We start from the raw sequence: 23640 nt of genomic DNA on the forward strand, positions 1-23640 counted from the left end.
AATAGTTAGTCGAGGAGAATTTTTAATTTAACCCCGAACGTTGCAAATTTAACAAAAAAAATCTAATTACTTTTTAATTTTCTCTAAATCTAATAAAAAACTAAATTCTTTTGCTAATTCCTTCAAGGCTTCAAACCTCCCAGATGCTCCTCCGTGACCTGCATCCATGTTAGTATCAAGATATAAGATATTTTTATCCGTTTTCATGTCTCTCAATTTCGCAACCCATTTTGCAGGCTCCCAATATTGAACTTGTGAGTCATGGAGTCCGGTAGATACATACATATTAGGGTAATTTTGCTTTTTTACATTATCATAAGGGGAATAAGACAACATGTATTTATAATATTTCTTTTTATTTGGATTCCCCCATTCGTCATACTCACCAGTGGTAAGCGGAATACTATCATCCAGCATTGTTGTAATCACATCAACAAAAGGCACTTGAGCGATTATACCATGATACAATTCAGGTGCTAAATTCACCACAACTCCCATTAACAAACCTCCGGCAGAACCCCCTTCGGCATATAAATGTTCTGGTGAAGTGTATTTTTCATCAATCAAAAACTTAGAACAATCGATAAAATCAGTAAACGTATTTTTCTTTTTTAATAATTTTCCATCTTCATACCATTGTCGTCCCAAATCTTCACCGCCTCGAATGTGCGCTATCGCAAATATAAATCCTCTGTCCAATAACGTTAATCGTGTAGAAGAGAAAGTGGCATCCATTGAATGTCCATAAGATCCATACGCATATTGCAATAAAGGGTTTGTACCGTCTTTTTTCAACTCTTTTCTATAAACTAAAGAAATTGGCACTTTTACGCCGTCTTTAGCAGTTGCCCAAAGGCGTTCTTCTTTATAATTATTTTTATCAAATTTGCCTCCAAGAACCTGTTGCTCCTTTTTAATTTCTCTTTCTTTGGTTCGCATATTGAAATCAATGACCGAAGAAGGTGTTGCCAACGATTGGTATCCATAACGCAAAATTTCTGTTTCAAAATCTACATTGGTTGTGGAATAAGCGGTATAAGTTTCGCTTTCAAAAGGCAAATAATACTCCCCTTCTCCATTCCAAGGCATAATCCTGATTTTGTTCAAACCATTAGCACGTTCTTCAACTACTAAATAATTGGCAAAAATTTCAATATCTTCTAATAAAACATCTTCTCTATGCGCAATAACTTCTTTCCAATTTTCTTGTGATGTAGCCGTTTCCAGCGTTTTCATCAATTTAAAATTTTCGGCATCATCTTTATTGGTTAAAATATAAAAACTGTCTTTATAATGATTGATGCTATATTCAACTCCTCTGATTCGCTTCTGAAAGATTTCAAATTTTCCGTCCGGAGTGTCTGCATTTAAGATTCGATATTCTGTTGTAAGTGTACTTCCAGACTCAATTGCTAAGTATTTTCTAGATTTAGATTTTGCAACTTCAACATTATAGGTATCGTCTTTTTCAAAATAAACTAAAACATCATCCGCTTGTTTTGAGCCTAATTTATGTTTGAAAACTTTATCAGAGCGCAGGGTCACTTCATCTTGCGAAGAATAAAAAATAGTATGATTATCATTTGCCCAAACAGCAGTTCCGGTAACTTTTTCTATTTTATCTTCTAAAATTTCATTGGTTTCCAAGCTTTTAACTTGAATGTTATAAATTCGTCGCCCAACCGTATCAGTACTAAAAACAGCTAATTTATTATCTGGACTAATACTCAAACCGCCCAATTGAAAATACGATTGTCCTTTGGCCAATTCATTACAATCGAACATAATTTCTTCTTTTGCCGAAAGGCTTCCTTTTTTTCGGGAATAAATAGGATAATCTTTTCCAGTTTCAAAACGGGTGATGTAGTAATACCCATTGTATAAATAGGGAACAGATTCATCATCTTCCTTGATTCTACCTTTCATTTCTTCGAATAATTCCTTTTGAAAATCTTTGGTATGGTCCGTCATTTTATGATAATACTCATTCTCTTTATTCAGGTAATCAATCACTTCGGGATTCTCTCTGTCATTCAACCAAAAGTAATTATCAACTCTTGAATCTGCTAGGTTTTCTAATGTTTTAGAGATTATTTTGGCAACTGGTGGTTGTATGTTTTTTAGCATTATTTACGCTTTTATATTTTAGTAAAGTTACAAAAATAGCACAAACACATTTTAAAACGATTCTATTTTTCATCTAATTTAACATTGCTTATTACACCGAATGTAGTAATTTCGTAGTTCAATATTTAAAATTTATCAAAATGGATTTAATGGGAATGATGGGAAAACTTAAGGAAACCCAACAAAAAATAGAAGACACTAAAAAACGTTTAGACACTGTTCTTATTGATGAACAAAGCACCGATGGTTTGTTGAAAGTTACTTTGACAGCCAATAGAAAAATAAAATCAATCACAATTGACGATTCTTTATTAGAAGACAAAGAACAACTAGAAGATTATATCATTTTAGTCCTGAATAAAGCGATTGAAAAAGCGACTAAAACAAATGAAGCGGAACTTGATGCTGTTGCAAAAATGGATATGCCAATGATTCCGGGAATGGATAATCTTTTTAAATAAAAAAGTTTAAAGTTTAAGGTTTAACGTTTTTTGATCGTGATAAAAACATTAAACCTTAAACTTTAAACAAATTTTCCAAATAGAATTACACTAATTTTTGTAATGTTTCCAAAACATACGTATGCATCACTTCCCGATAATCAAGATGCGTTACTATTCTCAATTTTCCATGTCCCATAGAACTGATCGAAATATTTTTTTGTTTCAACAATTCAATTAAATTCTTTTCAATGCAATTTGGAACCAATGAGAAAATCAAAATATTAGTCTCCACCGGTTCTACCGAAGCGACCCAACTTACTTTTTTTAATACTTCGGCAATTTCTTTAGCCCTTCTATGGTCCTCGGCAAGACGCTCGATATTATTATCCAAGGCATAAATTCCGGCTGCCGCCAAATAACCTACCTGACGCATTCCCCCACCTAATATTTTTCGGATGCGCAACGCTCTGTGAATAGTTGCTTTATCGCCTAATAAAACCGAACCAATTGGCGCTCCCAAACCTTTCGACAAACAAACTGAAATCGTATCGAATAGTTTTCCAAATGCTTTAGGATCTTGCTTTTTGGCTACCAATGCATTCCAGATTCGGGCGCCATCCAGGTGAAACTTCAAATTATTGGCATCGCAAACCTGCTTTATTTTTTGTAAATCTTCCAATTCATAACAAGCTCCACCGCCTTTATTGGTTGTATTTTCCACACAAACTAAACTCGTTAACGGACTGTGATAAAACTCAGGATCATTAATTGCTCCAGCCACTTGTTCCGCAGTTATCATTCCGCGATTTCCGTCTAATAAACAGCAGGAAACGCCACTGTTGAAAGAAACACCACCACCTTCATAATGATAGACATGCGCATATTTATCAGCAATTAATTGCTCGCCTGGTTGTGTATGTAATTTTATCGCCGTTTGGTTTGCCATAGTTCCTGATGGAAAAAAAAGCCCTGCTTCCATCCCGAACATTTCGGCAACTTTAGCTTCGAGCTCAATAACAGTAGGGTCTTGTTTGTATACATCATCTCCTACTTTGGCATTCAACATATGCACTAACATTTCGCGAGAAGGTTTGGTAATCGTATCGCTAACTAAATTTATTTCCATATCTATTTTTATTTTCAGTACGGACAATTCGAGAATTGTCCCTTCGTAAAATTTTTCTATTTTTGTGCCACAAAATTACATAATACCGTTTGTTAATTCAAGCTAGTTCAGTTAAAACTAATTTAAATGAATGATATAACGGCATTTTATATAAATATTGGAAAACCGACCTATTTAATTTAATATAATTTATGACAACTACCGAACAAATAAAGGGTATTGTGGAGCGCCTTGGTGCGTTGAGGAGGTATCTTTGACGTTGATGCCAAACTAATTGAAATTTCAAACGAAGAAGAGAAAACTTTTGCTCCTGACTTTTGGAACAATGCAAAAGAAGCTGAAGTCATTGTAAAAAACCTTAGAAACAAAAAAAAGTGGATTGAAGATTACAACAAAGCAGTCGAAATGACTGACGAGTTACAACTGGCCTATGATTTTTATAAAGAAGGGGAACTTACGTCCGAAGAATTAGACGAGCAATATTCCCTAACTGCAAATCATATTGAAGCGATCGAATTCAAAAACATGCTTTCAGACGAAGGCGATACTTTGAGTGCTGTTGTACAAATAACCGCTGGTGCCGGTGGAACTGAAAGTTGCGATTGGGCCGAAATGCTCATGCGTATGTACATGATGTGGGGTGAAAAATACGGTTACAAAATAAAAGAACTGAATTTCCAAAAAGGAGAATCTGCGGGTATAAAGACTGTAACACTCGAATTTGAAGGCGATTATTCTTTTGGCTATTTAAAAGGAGAGAACGGCGTACACCGATTGGTGCGCATTTCCCCTTTTGACAGTAATGCCAAGCGTCACACTTCATTTGCTTCCGTTTATGTTTATCCGCTTGTAGATGACAGTATCGAAATTGATATTAATCCTGCAGATATTGAAATTACAACTTCAAGATCCAGCGGTGCGGGAGGGCAAAATGTAAATAAGGTAGAAACGAAAGTACAATTGTTTCATAAACCAACGGGAATTCAAATACAATGTTCCGAAACACGGTCGCAACAAGATAACAGACAACGTGCGATGCAAATGTTACGGTCTCAATTGTACGAAATTGAGTTAAAAAAGAAACAGGCACAACGCGCTGATATCGAAGCCGGTAAAATGAAAATTGAATGGGGTTCCCAAATCAGGAATTATGTAATGCAGCCTTATAAGCTGGTAAAAGATGTTCGTACCGGTTATGAAACCAGTAATGTTGACGGCGTAATGAATGGAGAAATTGACGAATTCCTGAAAGCCTATTTAATGATGATGGGACAAAGGGAAGAAGAATAGTTTACAGTTTTCAGTCTCTAATTAGTCATTTCTCCCGAAGCTTCGGGAACAGGAAAAATCTAAAATTTATATAAAAATCCTCTCAACTTTTGTTTATCGAAATATTTGAGAGGATTTTTTTAAATTTTTTTAATAGCTTATTTTTAGACGTTTAATGTTGTAATATTCACAAACCGCTTTTCAAAACATTAAAATTCCCCATAATAATTGTTGGGTTTCGTTTGGGATCTAACCAACTTACCATCAGCTTCATATTTTCTTCATCAATGGCAACACAGCCCGCAGTAAAAGAAGATTTTTTTACAGCCAGATGAAAAAATATTGCACTTCCTTTTCCTTTTATAATAGGATTTGTATTGTATTCAATAACCATACAATATTTGTACGCATCAGTCTTTAATAATAAGTTTTCATACGATTTTGCATTGGTAGCACCTTTAACAAACCTATTGTAGTCCTCTGAATTAGAATCATCAATCCATTTATCCTCGGCAGTAGTTTGTTGGTTTTCCAATAGTGTGTTTAGTTGTTTTTCATAGGTATATAATTTTCCTAAACGAAATATTCCTGTTGGAGACTTACCGTCACCTTCACGTTTATTAAGTTGTGTTGCAAAACCATTTTTACCAATACAAACTTGTACAGGTTCCTGTTTTACAATCCAACGATTATCTTTTTTTTCTAAGGCTACAAAAAAAGCGCTATAACTTTCTGGCTGATAATTGTACACTACCAATAATTGTTCGCTATTTTCTAACTTACTTTTATTATGGGCAGCAATTAATAATGCATCTTTAATCGTAGTAGTATTTGTTTGGGCCTGCAGATTAACACAAAAAAATAACGTTGAAGCCAAAAACAAAAAACGGTTTAAAAAATTCATTTTATTGTGGGGATATTATTTAATAGTCAGTAAGGAAAATCTTCTGACAATCTAAAGTCTATTTTACTCTCACATACAAACATAACAAAATTATCATTTAACCCTATATGAGTCGCGTTTTTTTGAAGGTATTAATTCTAAAACCTACAGCCACTCAATCAATGAAACCCCAACGCCAACAGTAGTTTGCAGATTATTATAATCGATTAGCGTTTCACCATAACCATGAGAAACTAACAAATATCCTTTTAAATTATTTTTAATGGGATACGACCAAGAAAATGAGGAATTGCCCCTTGCATTTGAACCGAAATTTAAATTATGACTCCCAATAAACGAAAATATATTCCCGTTTTTAGCATAAATTACATTCAAATCTCCTCGACCTACATATTCAGAAATATCCGGATTATCGTCTTTTGCAGCAGGCATTCGCAACCAAGGTCTAATATAAACAGTCCAATTATTACGTTCAAATCCTGCATGAAAAATAACCCTGTTCCAACTTCTGGAGAATGGATCACTTTTCCCATTGGATTCATGATTGAATGCGACACCAACCATTCGTGCTTTAAAACCAAAAATTTTAAAGTTTACGGGAATATTCAAAATCAGTTCCGGTTCGTAATTAACTTCTCTAAAAGGTCGCGAAAGATTATTATTATAAATTTGCCAATGCGATATTTGTGTATAAGCAACCCATAAATCACCTCGCCCCCAAAAAATACCTTGCAAAACTTTGGTCTTAAAACTCAATTGAAATTTAGTTTCAATAGTATTATAATCTACCCCAGGGGGTGCAATGTAATCAGGATCGATATTTCCTGAATGAGGTTGTTCATTTGGATTATTTGACCAGCGAACGGGTAAAACATACATAGGTTTATAAGGAGTAACTAAAAATGTTCCTCTTACGGAAGTTGTGTCTAATTCCCATCGTTCCGTTAGATTACGAAGTTGGGTTTTATTGTTAAATAAAGCCTGAATCTGAGCATTTACATTAAAATAAGAAAAGAATAGTATAAAAATCGAGAACTTTATTTGCAGTAATTTCATAATATATAATCATAAATTAACCTGCAAAACTAATTGTTTAAACCCCTCATTTGTTGCATATTTATTTTTATTAGTTACATAAATCCCACTTTTATTCCTGTTAAAGAATCCCGAAATATTAGGAATTATAATCTCAATTTGTTTTATTTGACGACTATAACAAAACCAAATCCAATCTACACTTAATGAAATCCTATTCTATCCAAGAAATAAATGAAATTTTAAAAGGAGTTATTGTAGGGAGTACTTCCCAAAACATAACTGCTCCTGAACAACTTGAAGCAGCTATTGAATCCGAAATTTCTTTTATTGGAAACAAAAAATACGAAAAATTTTGGGCAACTTCCAAAGCTGGGATCGCAGTTGTAAATGAAGATATTTCAATAGAACCGGGAGAAAACAGAGCGTTTATTAAGGTGAAAAATGCTGATTTGGCCATGTCGCAAGTTTTAGCTCTTTTTGCCCCTCCAACCCCGTTATTCCATATTGATATCCACCCAACTGCTGTTATAGATCAAACCGCGATTATTTGTAATGGTGTTAGAATTGGCGCAGGTTGTTATATAGGCCCTAAAGTTGTGCTTGGAGACAACACAACACTATATCCAAATGTTACTATTCTGGATGAATGTACTGTAGGAAAAAATACCGTAATCTGGTCTGGAGCCGTAATCAGAGAACGTTGTCATATAGGAAATGATTGTATTATACATCCCAATGCGACAATTGGGGCAGATGGTTTTGGTTTTCGTCCTGATCCCGAAAGAGGTTTGGTTAAAATCCCACAAATTGGAAATGTAATTATAGGCAATAGTGTTGAAATTGGTGCCAATACTTGCGTTGACCGAGGAAAATTCAGTTCTACCGTTTTAGGTGATGGCTGTAAAATTGATAATTTAGTCCAAATTGGGCATAACAGTAAATTAGGCCGTTTTTGTATCATGGCCGGAAATAGCGGATTGGCTGGTTCAGTAACGCTAGGAAACGGAGTTATTATTGGCGGAAGCGCTTCTATAAAAGACCATACCACTATTGGCGATGGAGCCATTGTAGGTGCTGGTTCAGGTGTCACAGGAGATATTCCTGCAGGGAAAACCATGTTAGGCTATCCCGCTGTTGAAGCTCGTGATGCATTAAAACAATGGGCAATTTTGAAAAGACTCGTAAATGAATCCAAAAGCAAATAATTACTTTTTTTATTAAATTCATAAAAAAACAGGAGGTAACTTCTGTTTTTTTGTTTTTATACCAAACTTATATTCGATTTACTTTCTATACCCATAAAATAATAAATTTTATTTCATTGGATTTTGTATTTTAGCCCAAACTATTTTTAACATTATTGCATCATGGATTTGAACTTCAACAAAAACGAAGACCACAATAAACTTTTACTTTCGGCATTGCGACAAAAATTGAGTCTGGTGAAATTAGGTGGTGGTGAAAAACGCATCCAAAAACTGCACGGAGAAGGCAAAATGACTGCCAGAGAGCGCATCGATTATTTGCTTGACGCCAAAGCTAAAAGCATAGAAATTGGAGCATTTGTTGGTGAAGGAATGTATGCAGAACACGGCGGATGCCCATCTGGTGGTGTTGTGGTTAAAATTGGGTATATCAAAGGAAAGCAATGTATTGTTGTGGCCAATGATGCTACCGTGAAAGCGGGCGCTTGGTTTCCTATTACTGCAAAGAAAAATCTTCGTGCGCAGGAAATTGCGATGGAAAATCGGTTGCCAATCATTTATTTAGTAGATAGCGCAGGTGTTTATTTGCCTTTGCAAGATGAAATTTTCCCGGACAAAGAACATTTTGGTCGGATTTTTAGAAATAATGCGCAAATGAGCAGCATGGGAATTACCCAAATAGCTGCCGTTATGGGAAGTTGTGTTGCTGGTGGTGCCTATTTGCCAATAATGAGCGATGAAGCTTTAATTGTCGAAAAAACGGGAAGTATTTTTCTTGCGGGAAGTTATTTGGTGAAAGCTGCCATTGGCGAAAGCATTGATAACGAAACATTGGGCGGAGCAACCACGCATTGTGAGATTTCGGGTGTGACGGATTATAAAGCCAAAGACGACAAAGACGCATTAGACAAAATAAAAAATATAGTCGACAAAATAGGTGATTTCGATAAGGCTGGTTACAGCAGAATCAAATCGGAAAAACCAGCTTTAGACGAAAATGAAATCTATGGCATTTTGCCAAAAGCTCGAAATGAACAATATGACATGATGGAAATCATCAATCGTTTGGTTGATAATTCTGATTTTGAAGCCTATAAAGACGGTTACGGACAAACTATCATTACTGGATATGCGCGAATTGACGGTTGGGCAGTGGGGATCGTTGCCAATCAACGAAAAGTGGTAAAAACTAAGAACGGTGAAATGCAGTTTGGAGGTGTAATCTATTCAGATAGCGCTGATAAAGCCACCCGATTTATTGCGAATTGCAACCAAAAGAAAATTCCTTTGGTATTTGTTCAAGATGTTACCGGTTTTATGGTAGGATCCAAATCAGAACATGGCGGAATTATTAAAGATGGTGCAAAAATGGTGAACGCTGTGAGTAATTCTGTTGTTCCAAAATTCACCGTTATTGTAGGAAACTCCTATGGTGCAGGAAATTATGCCATGTGCGGGAAAGCGTATGACCCAAGATTAATTTTTGCCTGGCCAAGTGCGGAATTAGCAGTTATGGGTGGAACGCAAGCAGCTAAAGTATTGACCCAAATTGAAGCTTCTTCGCTTAAAGCAAAAGGAGAAGTGGTAGATGAAACGAAAGAAAAAGAATTATTCGACAAAATAAAAGCGCGATATGACGAACAAGTTTCACCCTATTATGCAGCCTCCAGATTATGGACTGATGCCATAATTGATCCTTTAGAAACCAGAACTTGGATTTCCATGGGTATTGAAGCTGCTAACCATTCGCCTATTGAAAAGAAATTTAATTTAGGTGTTATTCAGGTTTAATCTCAAATGATAGATTTCAGAATTTAGATTGTAGTCATCAATGTTGAGAAAAAACCTAAGTAATTAAAATATGAGAAAAATAGTTCTATTTGGTTTTGCAATGTTATTCTTTGTTCAATGTGCTTCCATAAAAAAGCATAACAAGCATTTGAATGATTTGATAACCGAAGAGAAATTAAAATCGGATATTGATTTTACCTATCGAAAATTACAGGAATTACACCCCAATTTATACTGGTATATCAGTAAGGAAGCTTTAGATTATAAATTCGACAGTCTAAAAGCGACCATTACAAAACCAATGACTTCTTTTAATTTTTACAAAAAATTAAGTCCTGTGGTTGTTTCGGTGCGACAAGGACATTTAGTTGTATATCCACCAACGAAATTATTGTCAAAAGGAGAAACCAAAGCACTTATCAAAAGAGGAACCGGTCCTTTTTCGCAATTTGATTTCGATCTTTTTAATGGAAAATTATATGTTGTAAAAAACAAGTCTTATGACAAAACGATACAACCTGGAACTGAAGTCATTGCTGTAAACGGTACAAAACCAATAGATTTAATTACAGAATACAATCATTATTATAGTTCTGACGGTTATAATACCACTTACAAAACTAATTATTCAGGCAAACGTTTTTCCACACTATTCTCTAATGAAAATGGAATTAAGGATAGTCTAAAATTTGATTTCAAATATAACGACAGCCTAAAAACGATTACAATCAAACGAAAAGCAGAGGATACAACTGGGGAACATCTCAAAAAAATTCAAAAAAAACTAGCGCTGAAAGATAAAATCAAATCGAAAGCAATTAGAAAAAAGAAAAAGGTTAATGGTTATTATTCCGTTGAAAAAAATTACAATCGGAACCTACACTTTTTAGAAAAAGACAGCAGCGTAGCTATAATGAAAATTAGAAGTTTCAAAATTGGCGATTATAAAACTTTTTACAAAGAAAGCTTTTCTAAAATTGCTGGTTATCAATCTAAAACACTTATCATCGATTTGAGAAATAATGGAGGCGGACGAGTAACTGAAATTGCCGATTTATATTCTTATCTAGCAGACAGCACTTTTGTGTTTTTAGATAAATCTGAAGTAGTTTCAAAATCAAGCTTGTTCAAAGGAGCTTACTTTAATGGAGGTTCTTTTGGGTTTAAAGCTTTAAAAACGATTTTTTCTCCAATAATATATACCTATTTACTGTTGACTGTTCATAAAAACCAAAACGGTAAAAATTACTATGCAACCCAAACTACCCCTCATAAAGTGAGGAAAAATGCTTTCAAGGGAAAAATTTATGTTCTTATCAATGGCGGAAGTTTTTCGGCTTCAAGTATTATTTCTTCTAATTTAAAAGGTTCCAAAAGAGCCTATTTTGTAGGTGAAGAAACAGGTGGCGCATTTAATGGGACAGTTGCAGGTTTTATGCCCCGCGAAAAATTGCCAAATACTGGCATCCAAATTCGTATCGGATTAATGTATATAGCCGCTCCTTTCAAAACAATTATTGAAGGTCGTGGCATATTTCCTGACATGGAAATAATTCCTACGATTGAAGACCGTATAAAAGAAAATGATCCTGAAATGAATTGGATTTTGGATGACATTAAGATACGAAAAAAAGACATTTCTGAAATTCTTAAAAACAAAATGAGTTTATAAAATTATACATACAACATTTCAAACAAACCATATGGTATTGATTAATAGTTATTTGTATCTTTACTTACTCTTTATAAGCCAATAAATACTCATCCACTTTATAATATCATTTTTTTCAATTCAATAAAAATAGTCACTGAGATTTGAATTATTTAATTATAAGAAAAAATGAAAAAGATTCAGATAGTATTCCTAAATATAATGCTTTTGGCTGTACAGTTTGTTTCTGCGCAGGCAATTACCCAAGATAGTGTTTCATCCAAAAAAGATAAAACAATTTATCTCGAATCAGGTATTAACCTATCCATACCAGTACACATAGAAATGTATCGCTCCCATAGATTTGAAATTGGCATCAATATAAGAGCATGGAAAAAAGTTTCACCAAAATTGGACTTGGGTATTAAAGTCGATTATGACTATTGGCTCGTCAAACAAAACTTACCAAAAATAACACCTGAAAGTACATTAACAGAGAAAACATTATACAGTAACTTTAATATATTTTCTATAAAAATTAATACCCAATATAGCTTTAGCCATAAATGGTATTGGGGGGCAGAATCAGGGGTAGGTTATGCTCTTTCGGATGCAGACAAAAAATTTGGACTTGGTTTTGTATCTGAATATGGTGGAGGTGCCCAGCAATTTGGACTTTCTTCAGCGTTCTACTTAGGAAGGTATTTTATCATTGGCAATACTAAAAACAGATTAGGTTTGTCAATGGATTTTACTCAATTTTTAGCTCATGGTCATGCTGAAAATAGTCTTGGTCTAAAGCTAAAATACCGGTTCATACATTAAATAAATTCGTTTTATACTCCTTTATAAAAAAGAAAGTGTTTAGCTGTTGATTAAAATCACTAAAAAAATTTATAGACCCAAAAAATCGCTTATATCTTTAAAAATTAGTAACTTAGTGTTAAATATTTAAACTATACATTATGAGCAACGTAAAAAATTTAAATAAGTGGGCAAATACACACACTTATTTATCATTAGATTTGGTACGAATAGCACTTGGTGTTTTTTTGTTTATGAAAGGAATCTCTTTTATAACAAACATCCAATATTTACAAGACTTAATATCCCCAATTGACAAAATTGGCGGTGGAATGTTTCTGATTCATTATATTGCTCCGGCACATATGGTTGGAGGAATAATGATTGCTTTTGGTTTACTTACCAGATGGGCAATAATAGCACAATTACCCATACTGATTGGGGCAATTATTGTAAATTTTATGGGCGAAATGCATTCTCAAAACTTATTGTTAGCATTCCTAATACTTGGAATTTGTGTCTTTTTCTTATTTTATGGAAGCGGCAAACACTCTGCAGATTATTTTTTCAAAATGCAACAATAGTCAAAACTAAAAAAGCATCCTGTTCCTTCAAACGGGATGCTTTTTTATGTCTAGCTATTCTGAAACTAATTAAAGGCTCTCTTGAATTTCTTTCCTTTTTATTTTCCCATTTTGTGTTTCAATAAATTTTGAAACATAAAAGACTTCTTTAGGTTTTTCATATTTGTCTAAACCATCAAAAATAGTTTCGTCCAAAGTTTGTTTTTCGCCTTCAATAATCAGTACCAATTTTTCCCCTAAAGTAGAGTCCTCAACTCCTGTAACAAAAAATCTTGAATGAATTTTATTTGATAATTTCTCTTCGATTTGCTCGGGAATCAGTTTAATACCGCCGCTATTAATCACATTGTCAATACGACCCAAGAAAACAAATTCGTTTTCATTTACTAATTCAACTAAATCATTGGTTACAATAGTTTCTTCTGAAATATTTGGTGCATCAATCACTAAACAGTTTCTTTCGTCTTGAGAAATTTTTATATTCGGTAAAACTGAAAATGCCTTATCACCTATTTTCTTGGCAGCAATATGGGTGATTGTTTCTGTCATACCATACGTTTCATATCCTTTGGTACTTAATTTAGAAAGACTTTTTTCAAGTGATTTTCCCATTTTAGCGCCACCAACAATCATTTTTTTTACATTTTTTAATTCTACCAAAGAATTTTGAGCTTGCAAAGGTACCATAGAAACAAAATCATATTTAGTTTCATTAAGCAACATCGGATGCGAAGTTGGAGCTACAAAATCCATATCCAATCCTAAAATAAAGCCTCTGACAAACATCATTTTCCCAGCTATATATTTAGTTGGCAAACAATGTAATGCTTTATCTCCGGGACGTAAATCAAAAAAATCGCCGGTAGCTAAAGCTGAATTTACCATCGCTTGTTTATCCATTTGAATAATTTTTGGGCTTCCCGTAGTTCCGGAAGTATTCAATTCGATATAGCTTTTTTTATCAAACCAATCCAATATAAAATCTCCAACCGATTTTTCATGCTCTTCCCCTTCTTTTATAAAACTGTATGCCACTCTACATAAATCTTTTCGATTCAGATGAAATCCATTCAGTTTAAAATGATTGTTTACGTTTTTATAAGTAATTGTATTCATTGGTAATTATATTGAGTTTAAATCATTAAAATGCACTGGTTCTTCAATTTTTCCTGTTAATTTATCTTTCCAGTTTGTCCATTTGTATTTTTTACTAAAGATAAATAAAAGGATTGGGTAAATGATAACAACCGGGAATATAACATCAAAACCTGCTGAAGGCTCCGAAACATCTTTAAAAATAGAATGGGTTTGAAATGCTGACCAATCAGATGTTACTAATAAAGCACTCACTAAATTATTAGCCGCATGAAAACCTAAAGCTAATTCCATCCCTTCATCCATCAAGGTTATTATGCCCAGTAAAAATCCAGTTCCTACATAATAGACTAAAATAATATTCCCCATTTTAGAAACTTCAGGATTTGAAATGTGCATCGCTCCAAATATTACAGAAGTCATGATTAAAGGAAACCATTTATTTTTAGCGAGATTGGCAAAACCTTGCATCAAATAACCTCTAAAAATATATTCTTCGGTACTAGTTTGAATGGGGATTAATAGTGTCCCAATAACAACTAAAATAACAAATGGAATGGGTTTAAAATTGATTACAAAGTCACTTGGATTTGAAAAATAGAACAATAATGTTGACACAATTGTAAAAACTGACCAAATAGAAAACGAAAAAAGTACTCTTTTCCAATCCATTTTTGATCTGGATGTAGTTATAGAAAGCATCGTTTGATTGTGGATGTATTTAATGACAAAATAAATTCCCAGCATCGCAAAAACAAACGAAGCAAGAATCAAAAATAATGTCATATTAGGTTCAAAAAACGTCATAACATCTTCATTAGAAGATGGATATTTTTTCCCTTTTATAAATGTTTCATAAAGCAGTGCTAATAATAAAGGTATCTGACCTAAAAAAGAAGCAAAAATAATTACTAATGAACCTACAATATACTTCCAAAATTTATTCTCAGATTTCACTCCTTGTTCTATAAACATAGATTTTTGTTTTTTATATTATTAAAATTAGAGTAACAAATTTTACTTTTGTTACACTTATGAAACGAGATTAATACTCTATTTTCTTTATCAAAAAATTACTTATGATACAAATATACCACAATCCGCGTTGCGGAAAATCAAGAAACTGCCTGGCTTTTATAAAAGAATCTGAAAAAAAATTTGAAGTCATTAATTATCTTGACAACGTTCCCACTTTCGAAGAATTAAAAACACTTATTCAAAAACTAAATTTTGAACCGCTTGCATTAGTGCGCCAAAAAGAAAAAATTTGGATAGAAAATTTCAAAAATAAAACAATGACTAATGACGAAATCATTCAAGCAATGGTTACCTATCCTATTTTAATTGAAAGACCTATTGTAATCAAAGGAGATAAAGCAATCATAGGAAGAGTGCTAGATAATGTAAATGATTTCATATAATTAAATTAACACTTTTTTATGATTTACACATTAAACCTAACTTAGTTTTTGTAATCTAAAAAAGAAACTAAAACTATAAAAATGCCAAAAAAATTAAAAAATCTACTTGCTCTTGCATTTATATTTACAAGCTTAATAATTTTTGCACAGCAACCCGCTCCTTCCCAAAAAGTGAAAGTTAGTGGAAAAGTTATTGAAAAATTGAGCAAACAACCATTAGAGTATGCTACAATTACGTTTATGAGTGCCAAAAATCCAAAAGCACTTGCCGGCGGAATTACAAATGCAAAAGGAGAATATAGTATCGATGTGACACCAGGCATTTATGATGTAAAAATCGAATTCATTTCTTTCAAACCAACTGAAATCAAACAAAAAAGTATTCAAGGAAATATTGATTTAGGCACAACTGCTTTAGATGAAGATGCCAACCAACTGAATGAAGTTGTCGTTCGTGCTGAAAAATCTACAGTCGAAATCAAACTGGACAAAAAAGTCTATAATGTTGGCCAAGATATGATGGTCAAAGGCGGAACTGTTAGCGACGTTTTAGACAACGTTCCATCGGTTTCAGTTGATACCGAAGGAAATGTAAGCTTAAGAGGAAGCGATAACATTAGGATTTTAATTGACGGAAGACCTTCAAATGCTATAAACATTGCCGAAGCATTACGTCAAATCCCTGCTGATGCAATTGATAAAGTTGAAGTAATTACAAACCCATCTGCACGTTATGATGCCGAAGGAGGTTCAGGATTAATAAATATTATCCTTAAAAAAGGAAAAAATCAAGGTATAAACGGAACTTTTATCGCTTCAACTGGTCTTCCAGAAACGTACGGATTAAGTGCAAATTTGAATTATAAAACCGAAAAATTAAACTATTTTACCACTGCAGGATACAACCACAGAACAAATGAAGGTGGCGGTTTAACTAATTCTGAGTACTTTAATACTGACGGCACACCAAAAAGTTTTTTAGAGGAAAACCGTGATACTAAAAGAACCTCAGACGGATTTAATGGAAGAGCTGGTATCGAATGGGTGATATCTCCAACTACTTTTTGGACAAATTCCATTAACTACCAAAAGAATTCAGGTGATACCAGAGACTTAATCAATTATAATAGTTTTGATGCAGCTCATGCTTTTACAAACTCATCATTTCGATTGAATGATGGAAATACGGGCAGTCAAAACGTTGAATATGCTTCAAATTTAATACAAAACTTCAACGATAAAGGGCACAAACTTACCGTTGACGGATCGATTTCCCGAAACACCGATGATAGCAATAGTCTTATAACCGCTACAAATGATTTTAATAACACCTTAAATAACCAAGTTCAAAAACAAGTTCAATTTCAAGCTGACTACGTTCTTCCAATAGGCGAAGGAAGTCAGTTTGAAGCGGGTTACAAAGGAAGTTTTGGGGATTTAAATAATAAATATTACGTTCTTGATGACCAGGGCGCAACAATTCCGAGATTGTCAAACACTTTACAATATAAAGAAAACATAAATGCAATTTATACGCAGTATGGTTTCAAAGTAAATAAATTCTCCTATTTATTCGGGTTGCGTTGGGAAGATACCAATATCCAGGTTAATTTATTAGACACTAATGTATTCAATACTAAAAAGTACAACAACTTGTTTCCAAGTGCTTTTATTAGTTATGAAATATCTAAGCAAAGTAACTTCACTGCCAGTTATAGCAAACGTTTATCAAGACCAAGAGGGCGTTTCATGAACCCGGCAACGAATTACTCAAGTAATATTAATATTTTTCAAGGAAACCCTGATTTAGATCCGTCACTAACTGACAAATACGACATTGGATATATCAAGCGTTGGGATAAAGTAACTTTTAATACTTCCGCTTATTTTGAAGATACAAAAGATGTCTTTAGTTTTGTTCGATCTCCTACAGGTGAAGATGTAAACGGAATTCCAGTTATTTTGAGCAGACCAATCAACTTAGGAAAAGAACAAAAATTTGGTTTCGAATTCACTCTAAATTACACCCCTTTTAAATGGTGGAAATTAAATAGTAATTTTAATCTTTACAATGTAAAAACAACTGGAGAAAACAGTTATACAGATACAAATGGTGTCGTTGTAACTCAAAATCTTGATAATCAAGCAAATTCTTGGTTTGCAAGAATCAACTCAAAATTAACCTTACCCCACAAAATAGATTGGCAATTAACAGGAATGTATAATGGTCCACAAAATACTGCACAAGGTAAAAACTTAGGTCAATTTGGTATGAACACAGCTTTTAGCAAAGACATTCTAAAAGATAAAGCAACAGTAGCATTTAATATAAGTGACATTTTCAATTCCAGAATAATGAAGTCTTATACTCACCTTGAAGGTCAGACATCATATAGCGAAATGCAATTTCGTAAGCGACAGTTCAATCTTTCTTTTACTTATAGATTTAATAAGACTAAAAATGAAAGAGAAAAACAAGCACCTAAAAACGAAAATAATGATAATGGAGGAGAATTTCCAGGATAAGGATAAGTAACAAACAAAAAGGACTCGTGAAAACGGGTCCTTTTTTTGTAAAAAATTAAAATAAAAGCATAAAAAAAGGACTCGTTTTCACGGGTCCTAATTTTATAAAACAATTAGATTAAACTGATTGTTCTTGCTTCTTTTTTGCTCTTTTCTCTTTGAATGCTTCCCAAGTTGCTCCTCCTACCCAATAAGATACGAAACCAACAAGAAAAAACATTAACCAAAATCCTATTGTAAGAACGGTTAAGAAAAGTAAAAAGCCTAAGTACTGTGAAAATTCAAACATGTTTTCCGGAATTTTGAATGTAGCCACAAATGTAAGTTTAATTCCTTTTCTTACCAATAAAAATTAACAAAAACTATCAATCAATTTTTATAAAAAGGGAATTATCCGTATTTTTGAGCTCAGAATTTGGAGCTAATCCCGCTATTCGTTACAATCTTTTATGCCGAACACCGGCATAAAAGGATTTTCACTGCTATCGGGGCTAAAAATCTACTAAACTACTTAATACTTATAAATAACAACACAATGAAATTTAGAATAGAAAAAGACACGATGGGTGAAGTGCAGGTTCCTGCAGACAAATATTGGGGCGCACAAACAGAACGTTCCCGTAACAACTTCAAAATAGGTCCATCGGCTTCCATGCCAAAAGAAATTATTGAAGGTTTTGCTTTCTTAAAAAAAGCAGCTGCTTACGCTAATTGCGATTTAGGTGTTTTACCAGTAGAAAAACGGGATGCTATTGCTGCCGTTTGTGACGAAATCCTAGCAGGAAAATTAGATGACGAATTTCCATTGGTAATTTGGCAAACAGGTTCAGGTACACAAAGTAACATGAACGTAAATGAAGTGGTTGCTAATCGTGCACAAGTTCTAAAAGGATTCAACATTGGCGAAGGCGAGCAATTCATCAAAGCCAATGATGATGTAAACAAATCACAATCTTCTAATGATACATTCCCAACAGGAATGCATATTGCAGCTTACAAAGCAGTGGTTGAAGTAACCATTCCAGGAGTTGAAAAACTAAGAGATACACTTCATGCCAAAGCAGTTGAATTCAACAATGTGGTTAAAATAGGCCGTACGCATTTAATGGATGCTACACCATTGACATTAGGACAAGAAATTTCAGGTTATGTAGCGCAATTGAACTACGGATTAAAAGCGGTTAAAAATACTTTAGCTCACTTATCAGAAGTGGCTTTAGGTGGAACAGCTGTGGGAACCGGATTAAACACTCCCGAAGGATACGATGTAAAAGTAGCCGAATATATTGCTGAATTTACTGGTCATCCATTCGTAACTGCCGAAAACAAATTTGAAGCTTTAGCGGCACATGATGCTATTGTAGAATCGCATGGTGCATTGAAACAACTAGCGGTTTCATTGAATAAAATTGCCAATGATGTACGCATGTTGGCTTCCGGACCGCGTTCAGGAATTGGAGAAATCATTATTCCGGAAAACGAACCAGGTTCATCTATCATGCCTGGAAAAGTAAACCCTACACAATGTGAAGCATTAACAATGGTTTGCGCACAAGTTATGGGGAATGATGTAGCTATTGCTGTTGGAGGAATGCAAGGTCATTATGAATTGAATGTTTTCAAACCATTAATGGCTACAAACTTCTTGCAATCAGCGAGATTATTAGGTGATGCTTGCATGTCTTTTGATGAGCATTGCGCACAAGGTATCGAGCCAAATTACAAACGAATCAAAGAATTGGTAGACAATTCATTGATGTTAGTTACGGCTTTAAATACTAAAATTGGATATTACAAATCAGCTGAAATTGCTCAAACGGCACACAAAAACGGAACTACTTTAAAAGAGGAAGCTGTTCGTTTGGGATATGTAACTCCAGAGGATTTTGATGCTTGGGTTAAACCAGAAGATATGGTTGGAAGCTTGAAATAATTAATTATTAATGATGAATTTGTTAATCATTAATGATATAAATTAAAAACCCTGCAATGTAAGTTGCAGGGTTTCTTGTTTAAAATTTTCTCTATCGATAGCAAAATTTAATAATTGAACTTTCCCTAAATGAACTTACATGACTTATATGATTTAATTTTATCATAATATAAGTTCATTTAAATTTTAAAAAAGCATTGCAATAAATTTCATGTTTAATTCATAGAATCCATTACTTCTTTCATTATTCGAATGCTTTTCAATTTATCCTGATGATTGAAAATCGGACTTGTAATCATCAATTCGTCGATACGGGTATAATCAATAAACTGCTGTAATTCGGTAACTAATTTTTCTTTGCTTCCTACAAACGAACAAGAAGTCATTTGGTTTACATGAAAATGCTCTTCTTCACTCATAATTCCATCCATAGAATCTACAGGTGGTTGCAATGGTTTTCTATCATTCCGAATCAAATTCAGAAACATCTGAGTCAAACTGGTTGACAAAATCTGGGCTTCTTCATCTGTATCGGCAGCAATTGCATTGACACACGCCATTATTTTGGGTTGGTCTAAATATTCCGAAGGTTGAAAATTATCTCTATAAAATTCAAACGCCTGATGCATTTGTTTGGGAGCAAAATGCCCTGCAAATGCATATGGCAATCCTTTGGCTGCAGCCAAAGCAGCACTATCCATACTGGAACCTAAAATCCAAATAGGAACATTAGTCCCTTCGGCAGGAAAAGCGCGCACATTTGCAGTAGCATTGTCTTCAGAGAAAAATTCCTGAAGCGCAGCCACATTTTGCGGAAAGCGTTGCGATTGTTCAAAGAAATCTTTTCGAATGGCTTGCGCGGTTAACGAGTCGGTTCCCGGTGCTCTTCCTAATCCTAAATCAATCCGATTCGGATACAGTGTTTCTAATGTTCCAAATTGTTCCGCAATAATTAACGGCGCATGATTAGGCAGCATGATTCCGCCGGAACCTACTCGGATATTTTGAGTTTGACTGGCAATATAACCAATCAGCACCACCGTTGCTGTACTTGCGACGTGCGCCATATTATGATGTTCTGCTAACCAAAATCGGTTGTAGCCTAAACCGTCGGCAAGTTGTGCAAGTGCTGCTGTTTTTTGCAAAGTTTCGCTTGCATTGCTATCTTGGGTAATTATTGCTAATTCTAATAAGGAGACTGGAATATTTTTTGACATTATAAATTTTCTATTTAAACAAAATTAATCATTTCCATTTAAGCCCTAAATTCTTCGGTGTTAATTGATTTATAATGTTTGATATAAAAATTGGAATATTATGATGCAGCGCTTCTCTATCAAAAACCAAACCCGACGAATTACACAACCCTTTCATTTATAATTCCATAAAAAAAACCGTTCACCAGAGGCGAACGGTTTTCTTTATAGAATGCAAAGACGCGATACATCGCGTCTCTACTGGAAATTATTATTTTACTTCTTCGAATTCAACGTCTTCAACATTGTCTCCTTGAGCAGCATCCCCTTGAGGTTGTGCTTCACCTTGACCTTGTTCACCTTGAGCATACATCGCTTCAGTTGCTTTTTTCCAAGCAGCGTTGATGTTGTCAAGAGCAGTTTGAATTGCAGGAATGTCTTGAGATTGGTGTGCCATTCTCAATTCAGTTAATGCATATTCCACAGCAACTTTGTTTTCATCAGATAATTTAGAACCTAATTCTTTCAATTGAGTTTCAGTTTGGAAGATCATTCCGTCTGCTTCGTTCAATTTTTCAGCTCTTTCTCTTGCAATTTTGTCAGCATCAGCATTAGCTTCTGCATCTTTTTTCATTCTTTCGATTTCTTCAGCAGTTAAACCAGAAGAAGCTTCGATACGAATATCATGAGATTTACCAGTTCCTTTGTCTGTTGCCGAAACTTTGATGATACCATTCGCATCAATATCAAAAGTCACTTCAATTTGTGGAACACCTCTTGGTGCTGGTGGAATACCATCTAAATGGAAACGACCGATCGTTTTGTTATCAGCAGCCATTGCTCTAGCTCCTTGTAAAACGTGGATTTCAACTGTTGGTTGAGAATCTGCCGCTGTAGAGAAAACTTGAGATTTTTTAGTTGGAATAGTTGTATTAGACTCGATAAGAGTTGTCATAACACCACCCATAGTTTCGATACCTAAAGATAAAGGTGTAACGTCAAGTAACAATACATCTTTTACATCTCCAGAAAGAACTCCACCTTGAATAGCTGCTCCAATTGCAACAACCTCATCAGGGTTAACTCCTTTAGACGCTTTTTTACCAAAGAATTTTTCAACTTCTTCAGCAATTCTTGGCATACGAGTAGAACCTCCAACAAGAATAACTTCGTCAATATCAGAAACAGATAAACCTGCATCTTTCAACGCTTTAGCAACTGGTGCCATAGAACGTTTTACTAATGAATCAGTTAATTTTTCAAATTGTGCTCTAGTTAATTTTTTAACTAAGTGTTTTGGTCCTGAAGCTGTAGCAGTTACGTAAGGTAAGTTGATTTCAGTTTCAGTAGAAGAAGACAATTCAATTTTTGCTTTCTCAGCAGCTTCTTTCAAACGTTGCAAAGACATTGGATCTAAACGTAAATCAATACCTTCTTCAGTTAAAAATTCAGCAGCTAACCAGTCAATAATTTCGTGGTCAAAATCATCCCCACCTAAGTGAGTATCTCCGTTTGTAGACAATACTTCAAAAACTCCGTCTCCTAATTCAAGAACAGAAATATCAAATGTACCTCCACCTAAATCGTAAACAGCAATTTTTTGATCTTTACCTTTTTTATCAAGACCGTATGCCAAAGCTGCAGCAGTAGGTTCGTTGATAATACGCATTACTTTAAGACCTGCAATTTCACCCGCTTCTTTCGTAGCTTGACGTTGTGCATCATTAAAGTAAGCAGGAACAGTAATAACTGCTTCAGTAACTGTTTGACCTAAATAGTCTTCAGCAGTTTTTTTCATTTTTTGAAGAGTCATTGCTGACAATTCTTGTGCAGAGTATAAACGACCATCAATATCCACACGTGGTGTATTGTTGTCCCCTTTTACTACTGAATAAGAAACTCTTTTTGCTTCAGCAGAAACTTCTGAAAAAGAATGACCCATAAAACGTTTGATAGAAGCAATAGTCTTAGTTGGATTAGTTACCGCTTGTCTCTTAGCAGGATCTCCTACTTTAATTTCTCCACCTTCTACAAATGCAATGATAGATGGCGTTGTTCTTTTTCCTTCAGCATTAGGGATAACTACTGCTTCATTACCTTCCATTACAGAAACACAAGAGTTTGTTGTACCTAAATCAATTCCGATTATTTTACCCATTTTTAATATATTTAATTTTATTATATACTCATTTTAATAGCTCGAAGTCGATAAGTCAATCTTTGTGCCAATGCAATACACGTCCTTAAATTGTCAGTTTATGTTAAAATTGGCGGAAAAAAATCTGACAACATGACATTTTAGGCATGCTGTCATTACTTCTATAAAATAGCATTTCTTTTGATTCCGTAACTTATGCCTAAACTTATATCCTAAGTAAAATAGAATTCATATCGAAACAATGAACGTTTTTTTATATCTAAGAAATATAAGTTCGCTTCTATGAACTTATATTTCTATTATAATTATTTTTTTCAGGGTATAACGTCAAATTTATTATTTAAATACTTAATTGATCTCTATTACGGA

At 34.1% G+C, this 23640-nt stretch carries 19 protein-coding genes; 10 read left to right on the forward strand and 9 right to left on the reverse strand.

Going from position 1 to position 23640, the window contains the following annotated elements; genetic code table 11:
• Nucleotides 1-66 precede the first annotated feature (66 nt).
• Nucleotides 67-2127: a S9 family peptidase gene (locus ACM55I_RS02595; protein ID WP_416845216.1), complete on the reverse strand. Its 2061-nt coding sequence runs from the start codon at nucleotides 2125-2127 to the stop codon at nucleotides 67-69.
• A 140-nt stretch (nucleotides 2128-2267) separates the two neighbouring features.
• Between ACM55I_RS02595 and ACM55I_RS02600 the strand changes: the two genes are divergently transcribed.
• Entirely contained in the window at nucleotides 2268-2588 is a 321-nt protein-coding gene (locus ACM55I_RS02600; RefSeq protein WP_416845217.1) for a YbaB/EbfC family nucleoid-associated protein, read from the forward strand.
• 85 nt (nucleotides 2589-2673) lie between these two features.
• On the opposite strand, the gene ACM55I_RS02605 is transcribed toward ACM55I_RS02600, so the two are convergent.
• On the reverse strand, nucleotides 2674-3696 hold the full coding sequence (locus tag ACM55I_RS02605) for a threonine aldolase family protein (RefSeq protein WP_416845218.1): 1023 nt from the start codon (nucleotides 3694-3696) through the stop codon (nucleotides 2674-2676).
• Between the two features lie 191 nt (nucleotides 3697-3887).
• Between ACM55I_RS02605 and prfB the strand changes: the two genes are divergently transcribed.
• Nucleotides 3888-4986, forward strand: a protein-coding gene (gene prfB / locus ACM55I_RS02610) for a peptide chain release factor 2 (RefSeq protein ID WP_416845219.1) whose coding sequence is annotated in 2 segments (ribosomal slippage) — nucleotides 3888-3950 and nucleotides 3952-4986 — 1098 coding nt in all. Because the reading frame shifts where the segments join, the coding sequence is not laid out codon by codon here.
• Nucleotides 4987-5152: 166 nt separating this feature from the next.
• On the opposite strand, the gene ACM55I_RS02615 is transcribed toward prfB, so the two are convergent.
• The gene (locus tag ACM55I_RS02615; RefSeq protein ID WP_416845220.1) at nucleotides 5153-5842 is read right to left on the reverse strand and encodes a L,D-transpeptidase family protein; all 690 of its coding nucleotides are present in this window, start codon (nucleotides 5840-5842) and stop codon (nucleotides 5153-5155) included.
• A gap of 171 nt (nucleotides 5843-6013) precedes the next feature.
• Entirely contained in the window at nucleotides 6014-6925 is a 912-nt protein-coding gene (locus ACM55I_RS02620; RefSeq protein WP_416845221.1) for a phospholipase A, read from the reverse strand.
• Nucleotides 6926-7110: 185 nt separating this feature from the next.
• Here ACM55I_RS02620 and lpxD point away from each other — a divergent pair, with 185 nt between their 5' ends.
• From lpxD to ACM55I_RS02645, 5 genes are all read left to right on the forward strand, one after another.
• Nucleotides 7111-8112: a UDP-3-O-(3-hydroxymyristoyl)glucosamine N-acyltransferase gene (gene lpxD, locus ACM55I_RS02625; protein WP_416845222.1), complete on the forward strand. Its 1002-nt coding sequence runs from the start codon at nucleotides 7111-7113 to the stop codon at nucleotides 8110-8112.
• A gap of 162 nt (nucleotides 8113-8274) precedes the next feature.
• Entirely contained in the window at nucleotides 8275-9903 is a 1629-nt protein-coding gene (locus ACM55I_RS02630) for an acyl-CoA carboxylase subunit beta (RefSeq protein WP_416845223.1), read from the forward strand.
• A 70-nt stretch (nucleotides 9904-9973) separates the two neighbouring features.
• Nucleotides 9974-11575, forward strand: coding sequence for a S41 family peptidase (locus tag ACM55I_RS02635; RefSeq protein ID WP_416845224.1), 1602 nt, complete (start codon nucleotides 9974-9976; stop codon nucleotides 11573-11575).
• Nucleotides 11576-11743: 168 nt separating this feature from the next.
• Nucleotides 11744-12379 (forward strand): hypothetical protein, encoded by a 636-nt coding sequence (locus ACM55I_RS02640; RefSeq protein WP_416845225.1) that lies wholly within the window; start codon nucleotides 11744-11746, stop codon nucleotides 12377-12379.
• A 140-nt stretch (nucleotides 12380-12519) separates the two neighbouring features.
• Nucleotides 12520-12942, forward strand: coding sequence for a DoxX family protein (locus tag ACM55I_RS02645; RefSeq protein WP_039110562.1), 423 nt, complete (start codon nucleotides 12520-12522; stop codon nucleotides 12940-12942).
• 69 nt (nucleotides 12943-13011) lie between these two features.
• Here the strand turns inward: ACM55I_RS02645 and ACM55I_RS02650 are convergent, their stop codons facing one another.
• Nucleotides 13012-14058 carry an AMP-binding protein gene (locus ACM55I_RS02650; RefSeq protein ID WP_416845226.1) on the reverse strand — a complete coding sequence of 349 codons (1047 nt, stop codon included), beginning with the start codon at nucleotides 14056-14058 and terminating at the stop codon, nucleotides 13012-13014.
• A gap of 6 nt (nucleotides 14059-14064) precedes the next feature.
• On the reverse strand, nucleotides 14065-15012 hold the full coding sequence (locus tag ACM55I_RS02655) for a CPBP family intramembrane glutamic endopeptidase (RefSeq protein WP_416845227.1): 948 nt from the start codon (nucleotides 15010-15012) through the stop codon (nucleotides 14065-14067).
• Between the two features lie 104 nt (nucleotides 15013-15116).
• Between ACM55I_RS02655 and arsC the strand changes: the two genes are divergently transcribed.
• Both arsC and ACM55I_RS02665 read left to right on the forward strand, forming a co-directional pair.
• Entirely contained in the window at nucleotides 15117-15458 is a 342-nt protein-coding gene (arsC, locus tag ACM55I_RS02660) for an arsenate reductase (glutaredoxin) (protein ID WP_416845228.1), read from the forward strand.
• A gap of 81 nt (nucleotides 15459-15539) precedes the next feature.
• Complete coding sequence (locus ACM55I_RS02665) at nucleotides 15540-17984, forward strand: TonB-dependent receptor domain-containing protein (protein ID WP_416845229.1); 2445 nt, start codon at nucleotides 15540-15542, stop codon at nucleotides 17982-17984.
• A gap of 118 nt (nucleotides 17985-18102) precedes the next feature.
• Here the strand turns inward: ACM55I_RS02665 and ACM55I_RS02670 are convergent, their stop codons facing one another.
• Nucleotides 18103-18300 carry a hypothetical protein gene (locus tag ACM55I_RS02670; RefSeq protein ID WP_156129472.1) on the reverse strand — a complete coding sequence of 66 codons (198 nt, stop codon included), beginning with the start codon at nucleotides 18298-18300 and terminating at the stop codon, nucleotides 18103-18105.
• A 219-nt stretch (nucleotides 18301-18519) separates the two neighbouring features.
• Between ACM55I_RS02670 and fumC the strand changes: the two genes are divergently transcribed.
• Nucleotides 18520-19917: a class II fumarate hydratase gene (gene fumC, locus ACM55I_RS02675; RefSeq protein ID WP_416845230.1), complete on the forward strand. Its 1398-nt coding sequence runs from the start codon at nucleotides 18520-18522 to the stop codon at nucleotides 19915-19917.
• A 215-nt stretch (nucleotides 19918-20132) separates the two neighbouring features.
• Here the strand turns inward: fumC and ACM55I_RS02680 are convergent, their stop codons facing one another.
• Together ACM55I_RS02680 and dnaK are read right to left on the reverse strand one after the other, a co-directional pair.
• Nucleotides 20133-21134, reverse strand: a complete 1002-nt coding sequence (locus ACM55I_RS02680) for an LLM class flavin-dependent oxidoreductase (RefSeq protein WP_416845231.1) — start codon at nucleotides 21132-21134, stop codon at nucleotides 20133-20135.
• Between the two features lie 250 nt (nucleotides 21135-21384).
• Nucleotides 21385-23271 (reverse strand): molecular chaperone DnaK, encoded by a 1887-nt coding sequence (gene dnaK, locus ACM55I_RS02685; protein ID WP_416844343.1) that lies wholly within the window; start codon nucleotides 23269-23271, stop codon nucleotides 21385-21387.
• Between the last annotated feature and the right edge of the window lie 369 nt (nucleotides 23272-23640).

Source organism: Flavobacterium algoris, assembly GCF_048158525.1.
Taxonomy (GTDB): domain Bacteria; phylum Bacteroidota; class Bacteroidia; order Flavobacteriales; family Flavobacteriaceae; genus Flavobacterium; species Flavobacterium algoris.

Bases quoted from the DNA above. Each gene is read 5' to 3' on its own strand.
- lpxD (WP_416845222.1), top strand. From the start codon at position 7,111: ATGAAATCCTATTCTATCCAAGAAATAAATGAAATTTTAAAAGGAGTT.
- ACM55I_RS02665 (WP_416845229.1), top strand. From the start codon at position 15,540: ATGCCAAAAAAATTAAAAAATCTACTTGCTCTTGCATTTATATTTACA.
- ACM55I_RS02620 (WP_416845221.1), bottom strand. From the start codon at position 6,925: ATGAAATTACTGCAAATAAAGTTCTCGATTTTTATACTATTCTTTTCT.
- ACM55I_RS02640 (WP_416845225.1), top strand. From the start codon at position 11,744: ATGAAAAAGATTCAGATAGTATTCCTAAATATAATGCTTTTGGCTGTA.
- arsC (WP_416845228.1), top strand. From the start codon at position 15,117: ATGATACAAATATACCACAATCCGCGTTGCGGAAAATCAAGAAACTGC.
- dnaK (WP_416844343.1), bottom strand. From the start codon at position 23,271: ATGGGTAAAATAATCGGAATTGATTTAGGTACAACAAACTCTTGTGTT.
- ACM55I_RS02635 (WP_416845224.1), top strand. From the start codon at position 9,974: ATGAGAAAAATAGTTCTATTTGGTTTTGCAATGTTATTCTTTGTTCAA.
- ACM55I_RS02605 (WP_416845218.1), bottom strand. From the start codon at position 3,696: ATGGAAATAAATTTAGTTAGCGATACGATTACCAAACCTTCTCGCGAA.
- ACM55I_RS02645 (WP_039110562.1), top strand. From the start codon at position 12,520: ATGAGCAACGTAAAAAATTTAAATAAGTGGGCAAATACACACACTTAT.
- ACM55I_RS02630 (WP_416845223.1), top strand. From the start codon at position 8,275: ATGGATTTGAACTTCAACAAAAACGAAGACCACAATAAACTTTTACTT.
- fumC (WP_416845230.1), top strand. From the start codon at position 18,520: ATGAAATTTAGAATAGAAAAAGACACGATGGGTGAAGTGCAGGTTCCT.
- ACM55I_RS02655 (WP_416845227.1), bottom strand. From the start codon at position 15,012: ATGTTTATAGAACAAGGAGTGAAATCTGAGAATAAATTTTGGAAGTAT.
- ACM55I_RS02680 (WP_416845231.1), bottom strand. From the start codon at position 21,134: ATGTCAAAAAATATTCCAGTCTCCTTATTAGAATTAGCAATAATTACC.
- ACM55I_RS02595 (WP_416845216.1), bottom strand. From the start codon at position 2,127: ATGCTAAAAAACATACAACCACCAGTTGCCAAAATAATCTCTAAAACA.
- ACM55I_RS02650 (WP_416845226.1), bottom strand. From the start codon at position 14,058: ATGAATACAATTACTTATAAAAACGTAAACAATCATTTTAAACTGAAT.
- ACM55I_RS02600 (WP_416845217.1), top strand. From the start codon at position 2,268: ATGGATTTAATGGGAATGATGGGAAAACTTAAGGAAACCCAACAAAAA.